The following is a 16705-nucleotide window of genomic DNA, read 5'->3' as shown; positions in this document are numbered from 1 at the left end:
GCACCACACGGGAGAGGAGGAAGTAATGAGCACACCCGGAAACAGCAACCAGAACAACGGCGGCAACAATAGTGGTAACGCCGAGAAGCACGACACCCCCGACAACGCGGGCGACACGAAGGGGACCCTGAGCGAGGACGAGCTGGTGGACGAGCAGGTCGACCAGAGCTTCCCGGCGAGTGACCCGCCAGCCTCGTACTAGCGCCCTGTCGCGCGCCGGAGGATCTGCGGTAGGTATCCGGCGACGAGCATGATAGCGATGAGGCGGATGAGCTGAAGCGTGATCACTGCTGGCCCTGCGCCGCTTTCGGCGGACAGGGCCAGCACTGTTTCGATGGCGCCTGGGCTGGTGGCGAGGTACCCCTCGAGGAAAGAGATGTCGAGCCACCAGGCGATCAGCCCGCCCATGGTGGCGCAGGTGAGCATCATGGCGACGATGCAGCCGACGGTCAGGGGGAGCAGTGCGCCGAAGTGCTTGAGCGAGGGGACGGACAGCCCGCCTCCGCAGACCCACCCGATGGAGAGGAAGGCAACGACGGCGAGTGCGGGCGGCATGGTGATCTCGACGGGCAGGAGCGCCCCGACGAGGATGGTCACGAGGAGGGGGCCGAACACGCTGGGGACGGGGATGTGCAGGCGTGTGGCGATGGGCCCGGCGCCGGCGGCGATGGCGAGGACGACGAGCCACACCCACCACTCGGGGGTCGTCACTGCGGGAGGGGTGTCGGCGGGGGTCTCCAGAAGCGAGGTGACGGCGGGCAGCGTGATGGAGACAGTGAGAAGGCGCAGGTATTGGGTGAGCGCCACGTAGCGCATGTCGGCGCCGACCTCGTCGGCGATGGCGGGCATCATCGACGCCCCGCCGGCGAGCATGGAAAGCACGCCCGTTTCCCGGCTCACCCTGCCGAAGCGGTGGAGGGCGTAGCCAGCGAGAAACCCGAGGCTGATGGCGAGGGCGGCGACGACGAGCCCGGGGATGAGGTAGCGGGCGAGGACGCTGCCGGGGATGCCGATGAGCGGGACGGCGGCGAGGACGCCGATGATGCCGCGGCAGAGGGCGTAGAAGTGCGTGTTCACCTTCAGGTCGCGTCCGGTGCCGAGGGCCATCGCGCCGGAGCAGAGGATCGCGCCGAGGATCCAGGCGGCGGGGACGTGCAGGTAGTTCAGCAGCCACCCGAGCGCCACGGAGGCGGGGGCGACTACGAACCAGCGATTCATGGGGGCTAATCCTACCGTTCGTGCTTAATGCCGACGCAAACCATCCTTAGGCGTTACGAATGTGTGTCATAGTAATCAGATGGGTTCTGAGACACTGAGCACGGCCGGGCAGCGGCCACGGCGCCGGCAGGCGACAGAGGAGAAGATCTACCGCTCCGTGTTGCGCTTGGCGCGGGAGAAGGGCTTCAACGCGGTGACCATCGACGCGGTGGTCGCGGATTCGGGGGTGGCGAAGACGACCATCTACAGGCGCTACGACGACCGCAAGGAGATGCTTGCCGACGCCCTGTCGAACGTGGTCATCCGCATCCCTCGGCGCTACCCCGAAACGTACGAGGAGTTCGAGACCTTCCTCACCCGGTTGCAGGAGCACCTGGAGGAGGAGGTGGGCATCCGGCTCATCGGGTCCCTGCTGGCCGGCCGCGAGGAACACGTCGACGAGTGGAGCGAGCGCATCAAGAAGGAGATCCTCGGCGGCCTGACCGTGTACGTGCGCAGAGGCGTCGAGCGCGGCATGTTCGCCCCGGGGGCGGATGCGCGCACGATTGTCACGATGGTGGTGGGCAGCATCCTCGTCCGCGCCGCCTTCGACTTCGGCGACCCGAAGAAGCACGCCCGCTACATCGCCAAGCTCGTCTGGCCGATGCTGCGCGGGGAGGATTCCTAGGTGAGGGTGAGTGTGCCGTCGATAAGCCCGGCGACGGCGACGACGGCCGCGACGACGAAGAGCGCGACCACCACCCACTCGAAGGGGTTGAACGCACGCTCGCCGCGGGCGCGGCGCGTGAGCACGTAGGGGATGACGCCGGGCAGGACGGCGAGCGCGCCGAGCAGCACGTAGATGGGGTCGGCGGCGTAGATCAGCCAGAGCGAGTACACAAAGGCGACGACGCCGAGGACGACGTGCTTCCGGTTGTCCCGGCGCGTCCACCGCGCGCCCCCGTGCGATCGCGCGGCCAGCAGCACGAGGTAGAGCGCCGAGAAGATGTAGGGCAGCAGGTACATGATGGTGGCCAGCTGCACCATCGCGTTGTAGGAGGCCTCGCTGGCGAAGAAGATGATGACAAAGAGCTGGATGACCGCGGTGGACACCAGCTGCGCGAGCCACGGCGCGCCGAGGCGGTTCGTGGCGCCGAGCTGGCGGGGCAGCAGGCCGTCGCGGGCCATCATCACCAGCGGCTCCGCGCACAGCATCTGCCACGACACGTAGGCGCCGAGCACTGACAGGCACAGCCCGAGCGAGATGAACGCCCCGCCCCAGGGGCCGACGACGGCCTCGAGCACCGCGCCCATGGAGTTTTCGGGCAGCGCCGCCAGCTCCTCACGCGTGAGCACGCCGTAGGACAGCGTTGACACCGCGACGAGAAGCACGAGGACGGAGAGGAAGCCGATGACGGTGGCGCGTCCGACGTCGCGACGCGTCTTCGACTGCTTCGAGTACACGGACGCCCCCTCGATGCCGATGAACACCCACACCGTGAACAGCATGATGCCCTGCAGCTGCTGGCTGAACGGGATGCCGGAGCCCTCGCCCCAGAAGTCCAACGTGAACGTGTTCCAGGAGAAACCGAGGAAGGCCACCAGCACGATGAAGCTCACGATGGGCACGAGCTTGGCGATCGTCGTGACCAGGTTCATCACCGCCGCCTGCTGAATCCCGCGCGACAGGCCCGCGAAGATCACCCAGGTCAGCGTCGAGACCGCCACTGCGAGCACCCACTGGTTGTGCAGCACCGGGACGTAGTAGCCGAGCGTGCGGAAAAACAGCGTGGCGTAGCCTACCTGCGCCATGACCGAGCCCAGCCAGTACCCCAGACCGGCGGTGAACCCGATGAAATCGCCCAGGCCCGCGCGCACGTAGGCGTAGACGCCCGAGTCTAGGTGCGGCTCGCGCCGGGCGAGGACCTGGAAGACGAAGGCGACGGACAGCATGCCCACGCCCGCGATGACCCAGCCGATGAGCATCGCGCCGGGGCTGGCCACGGACGCGATGTTTTGGGGCAGCGCGAAGATGCCCGAGCCGATCGTCGAGCCGATAATCAACGAGACCAGCGTCCACATGGTCACCGTGTGCGTCGTATGCGCGGTCGTCATGGAGGACAAGAATACTTGGTGCTCCCCCATTTATTAAATAGGACGCGGTCCTGCTACAGGAACAACCCCCGGATCTCAAGGAAGTCGGTACTTTCGTGCCGTCTTATTAGACTTTCGTATAAAAAAACGCGCTAGTGAGCCGGGAAAAGCACAGGCCATATATAGTCTGGAAAAGCGGGGTGCTCACCAGGGAGTGGAGGGGCGCTGCGCAGAACTGCGCGACTGTACATATCGGTTGCCTTGGAGGTCTCTCATGAAGAAGCGCGTCTCAGTGTGCCTGTTGTCTGCGTCGATATTTCTGACGCCACATGCACCAGCGAGTGGGCCTCAAAGCAATAACCCTCACGCCGCGTCGATCACCCCTACAGCTGCGCACAACGATCTTGGAATGTCCAATGACCTAGTCGAAGTGCTGGCTGAAGGGGACGAAGCCACCGCAGAATGGCTTCGAGAAAAGTATCCCAATACAACTGTTTTCCCTATTGGGCTGCAGAAACAGCCGGTGCCGGGGGTCATCGGTTCAACTGTGATCCCCGCCGCAAAGATCCTCACGATTAAGCGTTGCATTCAGCAGCGCGGTGGGCTCAAGGCTGCGTTTTACCAGGTGAGGGCGCACAATTTCAGTTGGCCGAGCATACAGCGTACCGGCGGCGCACTCCGTGACCTCGGTGCTGAAACTATCGGGGTAGCTGGGGTAGCCGAGTACTGCTTCAGCTCGCGATCAAGGGACGGGGAGTGAATGTGAAATGAACATGGCACATCTTTACTTGGTTGCTTCCGTACTGATGGGAATTGGGGGCATCTTAGTGTTAGCAAGCAATAATTTTCTGGCGTCGGCTGCGATGCTGGTTGCTGCTGGTTTGGCGGCTGACCATTACCGGTGTTTAAAAAGAAGCCCACTGGAGCCGGGTGATTCTTCCCAGCTGTGACTTTTTCCCTCAATCGAGCTCTACTCGGCAGGCTGTTTGAGGTCGACGACGTCTACCGTCAGCGGCGGATCGACGATAGAGAGATGTATCCCACAGTCTCAATCCTGATGGGGATCGGAGGGTGCTCGCGCTGCCCGCCCGCGAGTTCCTCGCCGCCGCGGCGATGCTCGTCGCTCCCGGGCAGGCGGATAGCTACTGCGTCGAGCAGCCTTGTCCCTCCAGCCAGGCGACGGCTTCGCGTTCGGCGTCATTCGTGGCGACGTCCGGCCGGACGGGGTCTTCGGCGAACTCCTCGCCGGTGCGTGCTCTATCTTTGGCGGTGGTGATCATCACGCTGGCGCCGTCGTAAAGATCGACGACCATGTTTGCGGATGCGAATCCCGCCGTGGGCTCGCCGAAGCTGCGCGACCGGTCGAGGCCGCGGAAAGTGAGCATGGTGGCTTCGCCTGAGGAGGCGGTTTCTGCGTCGACAAGCACGGCGACCGGTACTTCGCGTTTGCCTCCCTGCGTGGTCACAGGGGTGCCGCCACCGGTGACGGAGTTGCCGTCGACGGTCACGTCGGTGGTGCTGGTGCGGGAGACGAAGGAGAGCACGGGGCCGTCAGGAAGCAGCGGTGAGATTCCCGCGACCATGGGGCCCATATCGCCACCGCCGTTGCCGCGCAGGTCAACGATCGCGCCGCACGTTGCGTGGGTGAGGATCCCCTCGGTAAGCGTGTCGGCGTAGGCTTGCCCGTCGTCGTGGCGGGTGACATCCGGGACCGTAGCGAAAGCGATGTTGCCGCGGGCTTCCACAGCGGGTGCGAGCTGGTCCGGGTCCTCGGCTGCTTCGTCTTCCGCAGTGAGAATGTTGGAGTGCTTGCCTCCCGCCGCCTTGATCACCGCGCGCAGCGGTTCGTACGTCTCCTCGTAGGAGGTGGCACCCTTGATCTCCTCCAGGGCCGTGGCTTTCGCGGCGGTGAACTCGTCAGACTCGGCGTAGATACCGAGAGTCTCCACGATCCGGATGACGTCTTTCGCGTACTTCTGGGGCGAGGGCTTGATCACATATTGAGTTTTTCCCGTGAAGATCGCGGTGGTCGCCGGGCCCCACGTGTAGGCGGCGGCCGCGAGGGCTATGAGGATAACGGCGAACACGGCGCCGCAGCCGGTAGCGACTTTTCTTGCGCGGGTCATCACTATCTCCCTGCGGGAATGGGTCAGGATCTTGAATACCGATACTAGGCACGGCGGAGATTCATTGCAGTGGAGCATTGATAACGTCAGGGCGTGCGGCGGCGAACAGCGCGACCCCACACGCGGTAGCGGTAGCCGCAGCCCAGGCAACGGTACCGTTCCCGAGGTTTGCAGCACTTTCTGCTGCGTACTCCGCGCCGACGAACCGGAGACCCGCCCTGTAGCCCGCGCGGTGGGGATGAACCAGGAGTACGTGGCGCCCATCACTACGAGTGCCGCCACCCGAGCAGCCAGTCCGGCGACGTTGGTGATCACAGCGCTTTAGGCTCACGACAAAACCAGGGCGCGCAGCGGCACCATCACCGCCATCGGCGGCCTCACCCCCGCGCAACGCGTTCACAACGTCACGGGGAAGTACACCTAGCGTGCGATTCAAACCGATCGAAACCCGTGCCTTTGGCGTCCCGTGGCTTGTAACAAGGCGGCGAATCTGAAGCCAGAGCCTTCTCCACCGTCTTCTTCGCACAGCCGACTTCGGCCGCGATCTTCCTCAATGACAGACCCTGCCCACGCAGGTACCGGATCTGCGCCCATTCCTCCAATGAAATCACCCATTCATTTTTTTCGGGTGGGCTACTTTTCGAGGAGCGTTTTGGGCTACTTTTCGACCGTCGCGAACAGGGGTCGGTACGTATGCATTGCATAGTCGCGGCGCTCGACGGTCGAGGGTTGATCGGTATGCAGTGCATAGTTTCGGGCCCGTCCGCTTGGGGCTGGGGTGTATGCATTGCATAGTTGCGGCGCTCGACGGTTGGGCGTTGATCCGTATGCATTGCATAGTCGCGGCGCTCGACGGTTGGGCGTTGATCCGTATGCATTGCATAGTCGCGGCGCTCGACGGTCGGGGGCTGATCGGTCTGCATTGCATAGTTGCGGCGCTCGACGGTCGGGGGCTGATCGGTACGCATTGCATAGTTGCGGCGCTCGGCGGTCGGGGGCTGATCGGTATGCGTTGCATAGTTGCGGCGCTCGACGGTCGGGGGCTGATCGGTATGCATTGCATAGTTTCGGCGCTTGGTGGTCGGGGGTTGATCCGTATGCGTTGCATAGTCGGTGCGCTCGACGCGCGGGCGTTGATCCGTATGCATGGCATAGTTTCGGGCCCGTCCGCATGCGGCCGGGGGTATGCATTGCATAGCCGGGCGCTCGACGGTCGGGCGTTGATCGGTATGCATTGCATAGGAGAGTGTCCGTTTGTTTGTGTGCGGGGGCTTGGTTTACAAGTAGTTGGCGAACCGGTCTGGGTAGGCCACGGATAGTTGGTTGATGGCTTGTTTCCACCCTGAGGTTTTCGCCCCTTCAATATAGCCGTTGCAGTCGATTGCCCGCTTCGCTTTTTTCGCGCGTTGGGCGGCGCGTTTGTCCTCGATGTTGCAGACCATCAACCACAGCGTCTTCAACGCCGCAGCATCCGTGGGGAATTGGCCACGGTTGCGGGTCGCTTTCCGCAGCTCAGCGTTAAGCGACTCGATGGCATTGGTGGTATAGAGCACCCGGCGAGCTGCAGGCGGGAACTGCAGAAACGGTATAAACCTCTCCCACGCGTCACGCCAGACCTTCACCGACTGGGGGTACTTCCGCCCCAGTTCCGAGGCTTCGAAGGCATCGAGTGCGGCGCAAGCGGCGTCCTCGTTCGGTGCGGTGTAGACCTTGCGCAGTGCGCTGGATACAGATTTGCGGTCCTGGTAGGACACCCACCTGTTGGCAGCCCGGATCAGGTGCACGATGCAGGTTTGTACCATCGAGTTCGGCCAGGTCGCTTCCACGGCCTCAGGCAGGCCTGTAAGCCCGTCGCAGCAGACGATGAACACGTCATTGACTCCACGGTTCGCCAGGTCCGCGCACACGGATGCCCAGAATGCGGCCCCTTCATTGTCGGCGATCCACAAGCCCAGGATGTGTTTGGTCCCGTCGATGTCGATGCCAACAGCCATGTAGCAGGCTTTATTGACCACCCGGTGGCCGTCACGGATTTTCACCCGTAGCGCGTCGAGGAAAATGACCGGGTAGAACTCGTCGAGCTGACGGTTTTGCCACACCATCACCTCATCGAGGACCGCATCGGTGATGGTACTGATGGTATCCGGGCTGATGTCCACCGCCAGGGTCGATGCCAGGTGGTGCTGGATATCGCGTACCGTCATGCCGCCGGCGTAGAGCGAGACGATCATGTCGTCGAGCTCTGTCAGCCGGCGTGCCCCTTTAGGCACCATGACCGGGTGAAACGTGCCCGCTCTATCCCGAGGCACTGTGATATCCACCGGGCCGTAGCCGGTGCCCACAGTTTTGGTGTACGACCCGTTGCGGTGATTGCCACCGTTTGAGGGGCTTACCTGGGCTTTGGCCGCGCGATCTGAGTGCCCGTACCCCAAATGGGCGTCCATCTCCGCCTGCAGACCCGCGTTGATCGAGGCTTGCAAAAGACCTTTGACCAGGTCGCTGGCATCGTCGACGGAGGTTGATAGCTCGCCGATCAGTGCGGCGATTTCCGGGTTTTCCATCAGCTTCGCGCTGATCTCGTTGACCCTGCTCGGGTCATGGCCTTTCTTCGGTGACACGGTAGTCATTATCAGTGAAACTCCTTCTGGATCAGAGCCTCACACACAAAACACCTGACACCCTCTTGCATAGTTCGACGCGTTCAAACACGCGCGCTATGCAAACGTCGAAAAGCTGCCTTTATCCAGCTCAACCCACATGTCCGACGCGTCGTTATACTGTCAATCAAACACACGATCGACACGCTTGGGGGAGCAATGGACACACCACCGACCACCGTCAGCAGGGACAGCGCACCCGCACATATCGCGCACACCATCGAAAAAGGGTTCGGCGTATTCTCGCGCCGCAAGGCGCAGATACTCTACGCCATAGCACTTTTCGACGTCCTCGGGCTCGCCCCCCAGTTCGGCGCACAAACTACCGCATTATGGCTGGTCAGGAGCATCGCGGTACCGAACTCCACCGCCCACGAATACGTCAGGGTTGCCCGCGCAATGCTGCGCTTCGAGGTGATGGCACAAGCATTCTTGGAAGGGCGAACAAACTACTCCAAGGTCAGACTGATACTGCCACTGCTCACAAAGGACAACGAGGCTGAACTGGTGGAGCTGGCCTGCACCATGACGTTCCACGAGTTGGAGATCGCGCTGCTGCAATTCCGCCAGCCAGCACAGAAAGCGACGAGGACGTCCTACGTGCGTCTAAAAGCCGCGCCGGATGGGCGTATAAAGCTGTGGGCGGATTTCAACGCGGCGGAAGGCGCGCGTGTGATGGCGGCGATGAAGGTCGGGGAACTCGCCTGGCACGACGTGGACTGGACATCCTTAGCAGGCAACGACGGGACAGTGGATCCGGAGCGTATCGACGCTGAAATGGACCGCCAGGATAAGAAAACACGCGGCTGCTCCGGTTTCGGCCTGCCCATCGGGGAAGTGCTGGTTAGCGCGTTTATGGGTATGGTCAACATGACGTTGTCGCGGCCGCGTAACCCGTTGCGCGCACCGGGGGCGCACGTCAATGTCGTTATGACCACCGACGGAAAGGCCTACCTGCCCTACAACCCTGGTGCGCCCTCAGAGGCGGTGAAAAACTTCCTCGCCAACGCCCACTACCGAATCAACAGGGTCGACGATAAAGGGCTGGTGCTCAACAGTGGGCGCTCGTTTCGGCTTGCCTCCGACGCCCAGGTCAACGCGCTGATGCTCATGTGGCGTCACCAGTGCGCGATGCCCGGGTGCAGTCACACGCGCTTTATGGAAATGCACCACGTCCACGACTGGGCGGACGGCGGGCCGACGGACCTGGACAACTTGCTGCCGTTGTGTTCGGCGTGCCACAGCCTCGTCAGCGACAACCACGTCACGATTTTGCGCGACGGTGGGGACTTTCATTTCCTGGGCCCGGGTGGGGTGCGCTACGTCAGCACAGACCGCGGGCTGCCGGTGCGCAACGACGACGCCCGGACGCTGGAAGAGTTCAACGAGCTCAGCTGGGTTTAAAAGCGCCTCGACACGGCGAGCTTCGCGATGCCACGCCAGCCGAGCATGAGCAGGGCGCAGGTGGCACCGGCGACGAAAGGAACAAAGGTCTCGAACCAACCCAGGAACGTCAGCGGCATCTCTTCAGTGCGGTGAGCAGCGCGGGCGAGGCTTCGCGCAGGATCGCTGGGCGCGGGTATTCCTACCTGCATCACGCCGTCGACGACTATTCGGGGCTGGTGTACTCGGAAACCTTGGCCGACGAGAAGAAAGACACCGCCGCCGGGTTTATGCGGCGTGCCTGCCAGTTCTTCACCGAGCAAGGCATCGACGTGACCCGGGTGATAACGGATATACGGAGCCTGCTGCCGTTCCACGGCGTTCAACGCTGCCCCGGGTGCGATTAAGCATGTTGACACCAAGGCGTACCGGCCGCAGACTATCGGCACGGTCGAGCGGTTCAACCGCACCCTCAAGCAGGAATCGGCCCACATTCGCCCCTGCAGCACCGAAAAGGCCCGGCAGCAGACGCACGCGGAGTTTATCCACGACTACAACGACCATCGATCCCACACCGTCATCGACGGCCTCACCCCCGCACAACGCGTTCACAACGTCACGGGAAAGTACATCTAGCGCGACGAGCGGATGAACAGCGCCAGCCCGGCCGCGAGGACGCAGGCGGCCGCGCAGGCCTGGTAGAGGCCGGGGTACCCGCCCAAAAACTGCAGCGCGGCGGCGGCGAGGAGGCCGGCGACCATGTTGGCGACGCCTTGGGCGAGCGTCATGACGGACACGTCGCGGGCGCGGTTGCGGCGCGAGGGCAGCGACTCGTTGATCGTCGCCTGCTCGACCGAGGACCACACGCCCCACGCGAGCCCGAGCACGGCGGCGGCCGCGGTGACGGCGCCGATGCTGCCAGCGATGGTCATCATGCCGGTGGCGAGAGCCATGGTCAGCGCCGCCGCGATGAGGAAAATGCGCCGCCGCTCCAGCTTGTCGGAGAGCACCCCGGAGACCGCGGCGGTGGCCATGGTGACCCCGGCGAAGACGATGGTGAGGATGAGCACCCACGTGTCGGGGTCGGCGACGCCGATGTGGTCGCGCAGGTAGTACAGCAGGTAGAACAGGGCGGTGTAATTGGTGGCGTGCATGACAAAGCGCGTGGCAAAGACCGTCCAGTAGTTGCGGTACGCGCGCGCCGGGAGGGTTTCGGCCGGGGCGTCGCCCGACCCGAGGACGACGGCCCCGAGCTCGGCCTGCCCGTCCAGCGTCGATTCGTTCACGGCTGGGTCGATGGCGCCGCGGCCGTAGCCCAGCTGCAGCACCAACCACGGGAACACGAGCGCGGTGACGATGTAGGCCCAACTGAGCTCGAGGACGCTTGCCACCGCCGTGCCGCCCACCAGCCCCAGCACGTACGTCACGCCGAGCACGCTCGAGATCGCCCCGAACCTGCGCTGCGGCACGACGTCGGCGGTGATGGTGAACAGGTTGTTCGTCATAAACGCGACGAAGCATTGCACCAGGCACCACAGCACCACCAGCGCCCAATAGCCGGGGGTCGCCGCCATGAGCAGCATGCTTATCGACGCCACAGGCACCGCCACCACAACCCACGGGAAACGCTTGCCCCACCGCGCCGCCCACGTAGACGCGGTGGACAGCCGCGAACGGTCCGAGATGACGCCGACGACGAGGCTCATCACCACGGCGGTGGCTCCGCCGCACAACATGAGCAGCGCGAGGGCGCGCTCGTAGGTGTCGGGGCGCACCGCGATCATCTGGTTGGCCAGCAACAGCTGGGAGGGCGCGACCCACACGAGGCACGTGCCAAAGTAGGCCACCGCGAACTTGCGGAAGAACGCTCTGGGCTCGCGCTCCGCGACGGTCGAGGTCACGGGTCCACTCCCCCCGCGGGAGCCTCGCGGTACGTCTCGACGATTTCGGGCGTGATCGCCCCCGCGCGGTTGAGGTCGCGCAGCATGTAGCCGGCGGGCTTGACGTGGCGGTCGAGGTTCTCGTCGAGCCCCACCACGCCGAAGTGCTGCGCCATGCCCTCGGACCATTCCCAGTTGTCCACGAAGCACCAGTGGTAGTAGCGCTCCACGCGCACCCCGCCCGGCTCGGCGTTGAGGCGTGCGAGCTCCGCGAGGTGGTCGAGGATAAACCCGCAGCGGAAGGATTCGCTGTTGTCGGCGGTGCCGTTTTCGGTGATCCAGATGGGCAGGCCGTACTCGCGGGCGAGCGGGGCGGAGACCTCGGCGATGCCGCGCGGGTAGATCTCCCACCCGAGGTCGTTGGTGGGGCGGCCGGGGAACGTGGCGTCGTCGAACCCCTTGACCGCGGTGCGCGAGTAGTAGTTGATGGCGATGGCGTCGGCGTAGACGCCCTTGGGCGTGAAGTCCGCGGGGAGGCTGCGCGGGCGCCCGAGGACGCGGTCGAACACGCCGCGATAGAAGGCTTTTTCCACAACCCCTTGGAAGAGGTACTCCACGAGGGGTGTCAGCGCCCTGTGCACCGGGTTCGCCCGGTTGGCCGGGGCGAAGACGCGCTTGTGGTGGGCGAAGGTGACCGTGGGGTTGTCCAGCCGCGCGTGGAGGAGCTCGTAAGCCTGAAGGTGCGCCGCGGCCATGTTCTGCAGGCAGGCGCGCACGGCGCGGTAGCCTCCCGTGCCGGGCGGGGTGGAGCCGAAGAGGTAGGCCTCGGTGGCGAACACGTTGGGCTCGTTGATGGTCACCCAGTCGGTGACGATGTCCCCCAACGCGTCGAGCACACGGTTGACGTAGCGCAGAAACAGCGGCACGATCTCCGGGTTGGTCCAGCCGCCGCGGCGCTCGAGCCAGAGGGGCTGCCCGAAGTGGTGGAGGGTGACCAGCGGTTCGATGCCCCTGGCTGTGAGGTCCCGGTACTCCTCCGCGTAGCGCGCCAGGGCCTCCTCGTCGAACTCCCCGGGCCGCGGCTCCACCCGCGACCACTCCACGCCGACGCGGGCGATTGGGTACTCGAGGCGCTCCATGAGCTCGTTGTCCTCCCGCCACCGCCGCCAGTGGTCAGTGGTGGGGTCCGGGGTGGTGCCGTCCGCGATGGTGCCGGCCGCCGCCCACTCGGTCCAGTTGCTGGGTTGCGGGGACCCTTCGATCTGCAGGCCCGCGGAGGCGGTGCCAATGCGCAGCCCGTTCAGGGGGATGTTAGCCATGGGAAAAGAATAGCGAGAGCGGCTGCGCCTCACATGCGTTTTTTCGTGCGCGCCGTGGCGGTTGCCGCCCATGGGTCCTCCGGCCAGGGGTGCTTGGGGTAGCGCCCGCGCATCTCTTTGCGCACGTCGTGGTACGGCCCGTCCCAGAAGCTGCGGAGGTCGTCGGTGACGGCGAGCTCGCGCCCGGCGGGGGAGAGCAGGTGGAACAGCACGCGCACCCCGCACACCTCCGGGCTCGCGGCCAGACCGAAGCATTCCTGCAGCTTAACGCGCACGACCGGCCGCCCAGTGGCATAGCTCACCCGTGGGTGAGAGCCGCTGGGCACCTCCAACCGCGGCGGCGCGAGCTCGTCGAGGCGCCCCGCCTCGGGCCAGGGCAGCTGCCGCATGAGCGCGGCCCGCATGTCGAGCTCGCGTATCGACGCCCCCTCGGCCAACCTGGCCACCTCGGGCGAATAATCACCGCACTCTACATCCGGCCACGGCTCGCCGAGCTGCGCGCGGAGGAAGTCAAGGCGCTCCTTGAGCTCGCGCGCGGCATCGTCGAGGCGGAAATCGCTGAACCCGACGCCTCGAAGGGCCTCGGCGGCGTCTGCGGGGTCGAGGCGTACCGGCGTGGAGGTCAGCTCGATGGCGCCGACGGCTGTGATTTTCCGGGCGTGGATTCTGCCGTCGATAAGCGATGCCTTCGTGTGCGTGGTCACCCTGTGCCGGGGAACGTCGATGGGCGCGGCCGCGCGGATGATCGCGCCGCCGCGGGTGAGCTGGACCTCGGCCGCCGCGAGCCACTCGGGGTTGCCCAGCGGGACCCCCAGGCGGGCGCGCGTGCCGCTGGCCAGCAGGTAGTCCTCCCCGGCGCGTGTGGCCACCCACCGCGGGAAGGCCGTAGCGACGACCTCGCCGGCGGGGACGGGCGCGGTGCGGGAGACAAGGCGGGCCAGCCTGTCCACCTGGCGCTTCGGCGGGTTGGCCGTGGTGAGGTCGCCGCTCATCCCCTCCGCGAGCGCCGCGACGGTCGCCGCGGCCCCCGAGCCGTGCTCGATGAGGGCGGCGCCGAGGCGGGGGTCAACCGGCATGCGGGCGAGTGTCGCGCCGAGGCCGGTGATGGCGTTGTCCCCGTCGAGGGCGCCGAGGGCCCTGAGGGTGTCGTGGGCGTCGCGGAGCGCCTGGGCCGGCGCAGGCGTGAGCAGCGGCAGGTCGGGCGAGCCCCACGCGGCCATGGTCAGTGCGGCACCGGTGAGGTCGCTCGTGGTGATCTCCGGGGCGATGTCGGCGGGAAAGTGCCGGTAGTCCGCCTGCGAGTAGGCGCGGACAACCTCGCCCGGCCCGAGGCGGCCGGCGCGGCCCGCCCGCTGGTCGGCGCTCGTTGTCGCAGCGGAGACGGTGACCAGACCGGTCATGTTGCGGGCGGCGTCGCGGCGCGGGACGCGCGCCAGACCGGCGTCGACGACGCGTGTGACCCCGGGGACGGTCAGCGAGGACTCGGCGATGGAAGTGGCCACCACAACGCGGGCGGTGCCGTTCAGCGCCTCGTCCTGCTCCCTGCTGCTCAGCCGCCCGTGCAGCGGGGCGGCGCTGTCCAGGTGCTGGCAGACCAGGTCGACCTCTCGCGCGCCGGGCACGAAGACGAGCGTGCGCCGGTCACTGACCTGGGCCAGCTCGGCGACGTGCTGATAGAACTCGCGCGTACCCTCGGCGCGGCCTGGGTGTGGCGCGTAGCTGATCTCCAGCGGGTGGGTCACCGCCTCCGTGCTCAGGATGCGCGCGCCCATGTGCTCGGCGAACTCCTTCGCGTCGAGGGTCGCCGACATGGCGGCAAGGTAGAAGTCGTCCCGGAGCACGGCCAGCTCCATGCACATCGCGAGCACGAGGTCGGTGTCCAGCTGGCGCTCGTGCACCTCGTCGATGACCACGGCGCTGACCCCGTCGAGGCCGGGGTCTGTGAGAAGCCGGTTGAGCAGCACGCCTGGGGTGACGAACTCCACTAACTCGCCCGGCGCGTGCTCCCCGCGGATCGAGTACCCGACCCGATTCTTCTCCGGCCGGGTGTCCAGCTGCTTCAGACGGCGCGCCGCCGCCCGCACGGCCACCCTGCGTGGTGCCGTGACCAGTGTTTTCCCCGTCAGGTTACTGATCGCCGGCGGGATCAGCGTGGTCTTGCCCGTGCCGGGCGGGGCCTCGACGACTAGGGGGCCTTCCGGGGGCAGGTCACCGATAACTCGGCTGACCGGCAGGCCTTTTCCAATGGCGTCAAGGTCAAAGGGGCGCATGGGTGTCAGGGTAGCGGGGCGGGGGTGGAGCGCGACTCCCAGAGTCCGACTTTCAAAGTGCGACACATCGCCGTCAGAAAAGGTGTGACCAGAGCGGGATGGCGATCTGTCGGGGTTTGGAAATCGGGGTTTGGGGGCTCGGACCCGAATATCTGGGCGGTCGGGGGTGTCGTCGAGAAGCGTCATGCCAACGACGGCGAGTTGGCTCTCGTGCCGCTGGCGCAGACCGCGAACCGCCACGGCCGCCTCGTCGCGGACGTGATCACTGGCCGCACCACGCGGGCGAAGAAGGTCCTGGGCACCGCCGTTGTCGGCGTGTTCGGCCTCACCGTCGCCACCGTCGGCTGGGCGGAAAAGAGCGCCCGCACGCGGGGCCGCAACGGGCGAGCCAGATCCATCTCAAGCTCGTCGTCGACACCGACACGGACGCCATCCTCGGCGCCCAGGCAATCGGTGAGGACGGCGCGGACAAGCGAATCGACGTCATCGCCACCGCGATGCGCGGCGGCCTGAGCGCCTCCGACCTGGCGGACCTCGAGCTCGCCTACGCGCCGCAGTTCGGCTCCGCGAAGGACCCGGTCAACATGGCCGGCTTCATCAACGACACCATCAAAAACGGCGAGCGCACCGTGGCCTTCAACGAGATCGAGCGCTACGTCGACGAGGGCTGGACGCTTATCGACGTCCGCACCCCCCGGCGAGCACGCCAACGGTACCATCACCGGCGCAATCAATATTGAGCTCGATTCTCTGCGCGACCGTATCGACGAGCTCAAGCACACCAAAGCCCTCGTGTTCTGCCAGGGCGGCCAGCTCGATGCGGTGATCCGCATGATGGAGGAGGGCCGGGAGTGCACCGACGTGGTCACGCGGCTGTCTGCGGCGAACAAGGCGGTGAGCCGGGCGAGCTTCCAGGTCCTGTCGACGATCATGAAGCGCTGCTACGGGGACGAGGCGGCGGGAATGGACCCGGCGGACGTGGAGAAGATGTTCCTCTCATTCGCCTGATACGTGGTGAGAATGAGCGTCGTCATGAGACGCCTTTTCGCTGCCGTGCTTCCGCCGGACGAGGTCCGCGAACATCTCGTCCGGGCGCTTCGCCCGATTCGGGACTCCTCTGCCGAGCTGAGGTGGACGGACCCGGACACCTGGCACCTTACGATGGCGTTTTACGGCAACCAGCCCAATGATGCTGCCGCGGTCACCGATCACCTGTCGCAGGCAACTGCTTTTCGACGCCCCTTGCGCCTCCACCTGAGAGGAGCGGGGGCGTTTGATCGTCGTACCCTCTGGATCGGAGTCGGCGGGGACAAGTCCCAGCTGCGCGAGCTCATGGCGGACTGTTCTATGGATTCCGAGGAGCGGCGCCGGCAGCGGGCCCATCTTACGGTTGCCAAACGGTGCAACCACACCCGGGATGTGTGGCTGATGGAGGATCACTCCCGCGCGCTGTCCGTGTATTGCGGCCCCGAGTTCTGGGTCGATGAGGTGCACCTGATGGAGTCGCATCTGGGTCAGGGGCGCGGTGGTGGCCTGTGCTACGACATTGTGGACACGCTTTACCTGCGCTAGGAGGTTCGTGTGAACAGTTTTAGGGTGAAGTGCCCCGGTGGGGGAGTAGCGGACGGAGATGGCCCCCAGCCGTGTACATCTCCCGGGAACGCGTTCACCACCACCATGTGCTGCCTAGTCCAGTGCGGTAGGAGCGGAAAGGCGACGTGGGCAAGATGCGGCCCGCACACCGAAAGAGCATAGGCCGAAGGTCCGACGATGTGGTGC

General features: G+C 65.4%; 16 protein-coding genes. 8 read left to right on the top strand and 8 right to left on the bottom strand.

Annotated features, from left to right (window positions below; translation table 11 throughout):
* The first annotated feature begins 25 nt into the window (after positions 1–25).
* Positions 26–202 carry a hypothetical protein gene (locus BLT81_RS12775; RefSeq protein ID WP_019193674.1) on the top strand — a complete coding sequence of 59 codons (177 nt, stop codon included), beginning with the start codon at positions 26–28 and terminating at the stop codon, positions 200–202.
* Here BLT81_RS12775 and BLT81_RS10255 read toward each other — a convergent pair.
* A complete protein-coding gene (locus BLT81_RS10255) occupies positions 199–1218 on the bottom strand; it encodes an AbrB family transcriptional regulator (RefSeq protein WP_019193675.1) in 1020 nt (339 codons plus the stop codon). The two genes, BLT81_RS12775 and BLT81_RS10255, sit on opposite strands and share 4 nt — an antisense overlap.
* Positions 1219–1297: 79 nt before the next feature.
* Here BLT81_RS10255 and BLT81_RS10250 point away from each other — a divergent pair, with 79 nt between their 5' ends.
* Positions 1298–1885 (top strand): TetR/AcrR family transcriptional regulator, encoded by a 588-nt coding sequence (locus BLT81_RS10250; RefSeq protein WP_019193676.1) that lies wholly within the window; start codon positions 1298–1300, stop codon positions 1883–1885.
* Here BLT81_RS10250 and BLT81_RS10245 read toward each other — a convergent pair.
* Positions 1882–3312 carry a basic amino acid/polyamine antiporter gene (locus BLT81_RS10245; protein WP_019193677.1) on the bottom strand — a complete coding sequence of 477 codons (1431 nt, stop codon included), beginning with the start codon at positions 3310–3312 and terminating at the stop codon, positions 1882–1884. The genes BLT81_RS10250 and BLT81_RS10245 overlap by 4 nt on opposite strands.
* A gap of 253 nt (positions 3313–3565) precedes the next feature.
* Here BLT81_RS10245 and BLT81_RS10240 point away from each other — a divergent pair, with 253 nt between their 5' ends.
* On the top strand, positions 3566–4051 hold the full coding sequence (locus BLT81_RS10240; RefSeq protein WP_040420987.1) for a hypothetical protein: 486 nt from the start codon (positions 3566–3568) through the stop codon (positions 4049–4051).
* Between the two features lie 382 nt (positions 4052–4433).
* Here BLT81_RS10240 and BLT81_RS10235 read toward each other — a convergent pair whose 3' ends face one another.
* Together BLT81_RS10235 and BLT81_RS10230 are read right to left on the bottom strand one after the other, a co-directional pair.
* The gene (locus tag BLT81_RS10235; RefSeq protein WP_019193679.1) at positions 4434–5417 is read right to left on the bottom strand and encodes a S41 family peptidase; all 984 of its coding nucleotides are present in this window, start codon (positions 5415–5417) and stop codon (positions 4434–4436) included.
* A 1277-nt stretch (positions 5418–6694) separates the two neighbouring features.
* Positions 6695–8044 (bottom strand): IS256 family transposase, encoded by a 1350-nt coding sequence (locus BLT81_RS10230; RefSeq protein ID WP_019193680.1) that lies wholly within the window; start codon positions 8042–8044, stop codon positions 6695–6697.
* Positions 8045–8233: 189 nt separating this feature from the next.
* Between BLT81_RS10230 and BLT81_RS10225 the strand changes: the two genes are divergently transcribed.
* The gene (locus BLT81_RS10225) at positions 8234–9478 is read left to right on the top strand and encodes an HNH endonuclease signature motif containing protein (RefSeq protein WP_083337270.1); all 1245 of its coding nucleotides are present in this window, start codon (positions 8234–8236) and stop codon (positions 9476–9478) included.
* Here the strand turns inward: BLT81_RS10225 and BLT81_RS13120 are convergent.
* Positions 9475–9834 (bottom strand): hypothetical protein, encoded by a 360-nt coding sequence (locus BLT81_RS13120; RefSeq protein WP_231286577.1) that lies wholly within the window; start codon positions 9832–9834, stop codon positions 9475–9477. The genes BLT81_RS10225 and BLT81_RS13120 overlap by 4 nt on opposite strands.
* Here BLT81_RS13120 and BLT81_RS13415 point away from each other — a divergent pair.
* Positions 9809–10093, top strand: coding sequence for an integrase core domain-containing protein (locus tag BLT81_RS13415; RefSeq protein WP_081582895.1), 285 nt, complete (start codon positions 9809–9811; stop codon positions 10091–10093). The two genes, BLT81_RS13120 and BLT81_RS13415, sit on opposite strands and share 26 nt — an antisense overlap.
* On the opposite strand, the gene BLT81_RS10210 is transcribed toward BLT81_RS13415, so the two are convergent.
* The 3 genes from BLT81_RS10210 to BLT81_RS10200 are packed head-to-tail and all read right to left on the bottom strand — an operon-like array spanning position 10090 to position 14926.
* Positions 10090–11358 (bottom strand): MFS transporter, encoded by a 1269-nt coding sequence (locus BLT81_RS10210; protein ID WP_019193683.1) that lies wholly within the window; start codon positions 11356–11358, stop codon positions 10090–10092. The genes BLT81_RS13415 and BLT81_RS10210 overlap by 4 nt on opposite strands.
* Complete coding sequence (locus BLT81_RS10205) at positions 11355–12656, bottom strand: glycoside hydrolase family 1 protein (protein ID WP_019193684.1); 1302 nt, start codon at positions 12654–12656, stop codon at positions 11355–11357. The genes BLT81_RS10210 and BLT81_RS10205 overlap by 4 nt, the downstream gene beginning before the upstream one ends.
* Before the next feature lie 29 nt (positions 12657–12685).
* The gene (locus BLT81_RS10200; protein WP_040420992.1) at positions 12686–14926 is read right to left on the bottom strand and encodes an ATP-dependent RNA helicase; all 2241 of its coding nucleotides are present in this window, start codon (positions 14924–14926) and stop codon (positions 12686–12688) included.
* Between the two features lie 98 nt (positions 14927–15024).
* On the opposite strand from BLT81_RS10200, the gene BLT81_RS10195 reads away from it, so the two are divergent.
* From BLT81_RS10195 to thpR, 3 genes are all read left to right on the top strand, one after another.
* Complete coding sequence (locus BLT81_RS10195; protein ID WP_407918952.1) at positions 15025–15666, top strand: hypothetical protein; 642 nt, start codon at positions 15025–15027, stop codon at positions 15664–15666.
* Positions 15667–15757: 91 nt separating this feature from the next.
* Positions 15758–15934: a metal-sensing transcriptional repressor gene (locus BLT81_RS13015; protein ID WP_081582896.1), complete on the top strand. Its 177-nt coding sequence runs from the start codon at positions 15758–15760 to the stop codon at positions 15932–15934.
* Between the two features lie 24 nt (positions 15935–15958).
* Positions 15959–16498, top strand: coding sequence for an RNA 2',3'-cyclic phosphodiesterase (thpR, locus tag BLT81_RS10185; RefSeq protein WP_040421130.1), 540 nt, complete (start codon positions 15959–15961; stop codon positions 16496–16498).
* Positions 16499–16705: the final 207 nt, after the last annotated feature.

Origin of the sequence: Corynebacterium timonense (genome assembly GCF_900105305.1) — a bacterium.
GTDB lineage: Bacteria > Actinomycetota > Actinomycetes > Mycobacteriales > Mycobacteriaceae > Corynebacterium > Corynebacterium timonense.
Note: the sequence above shows the minus strand (reverse complement) of the source record. Positions and strands in the feature narration are given on the sequence as shown.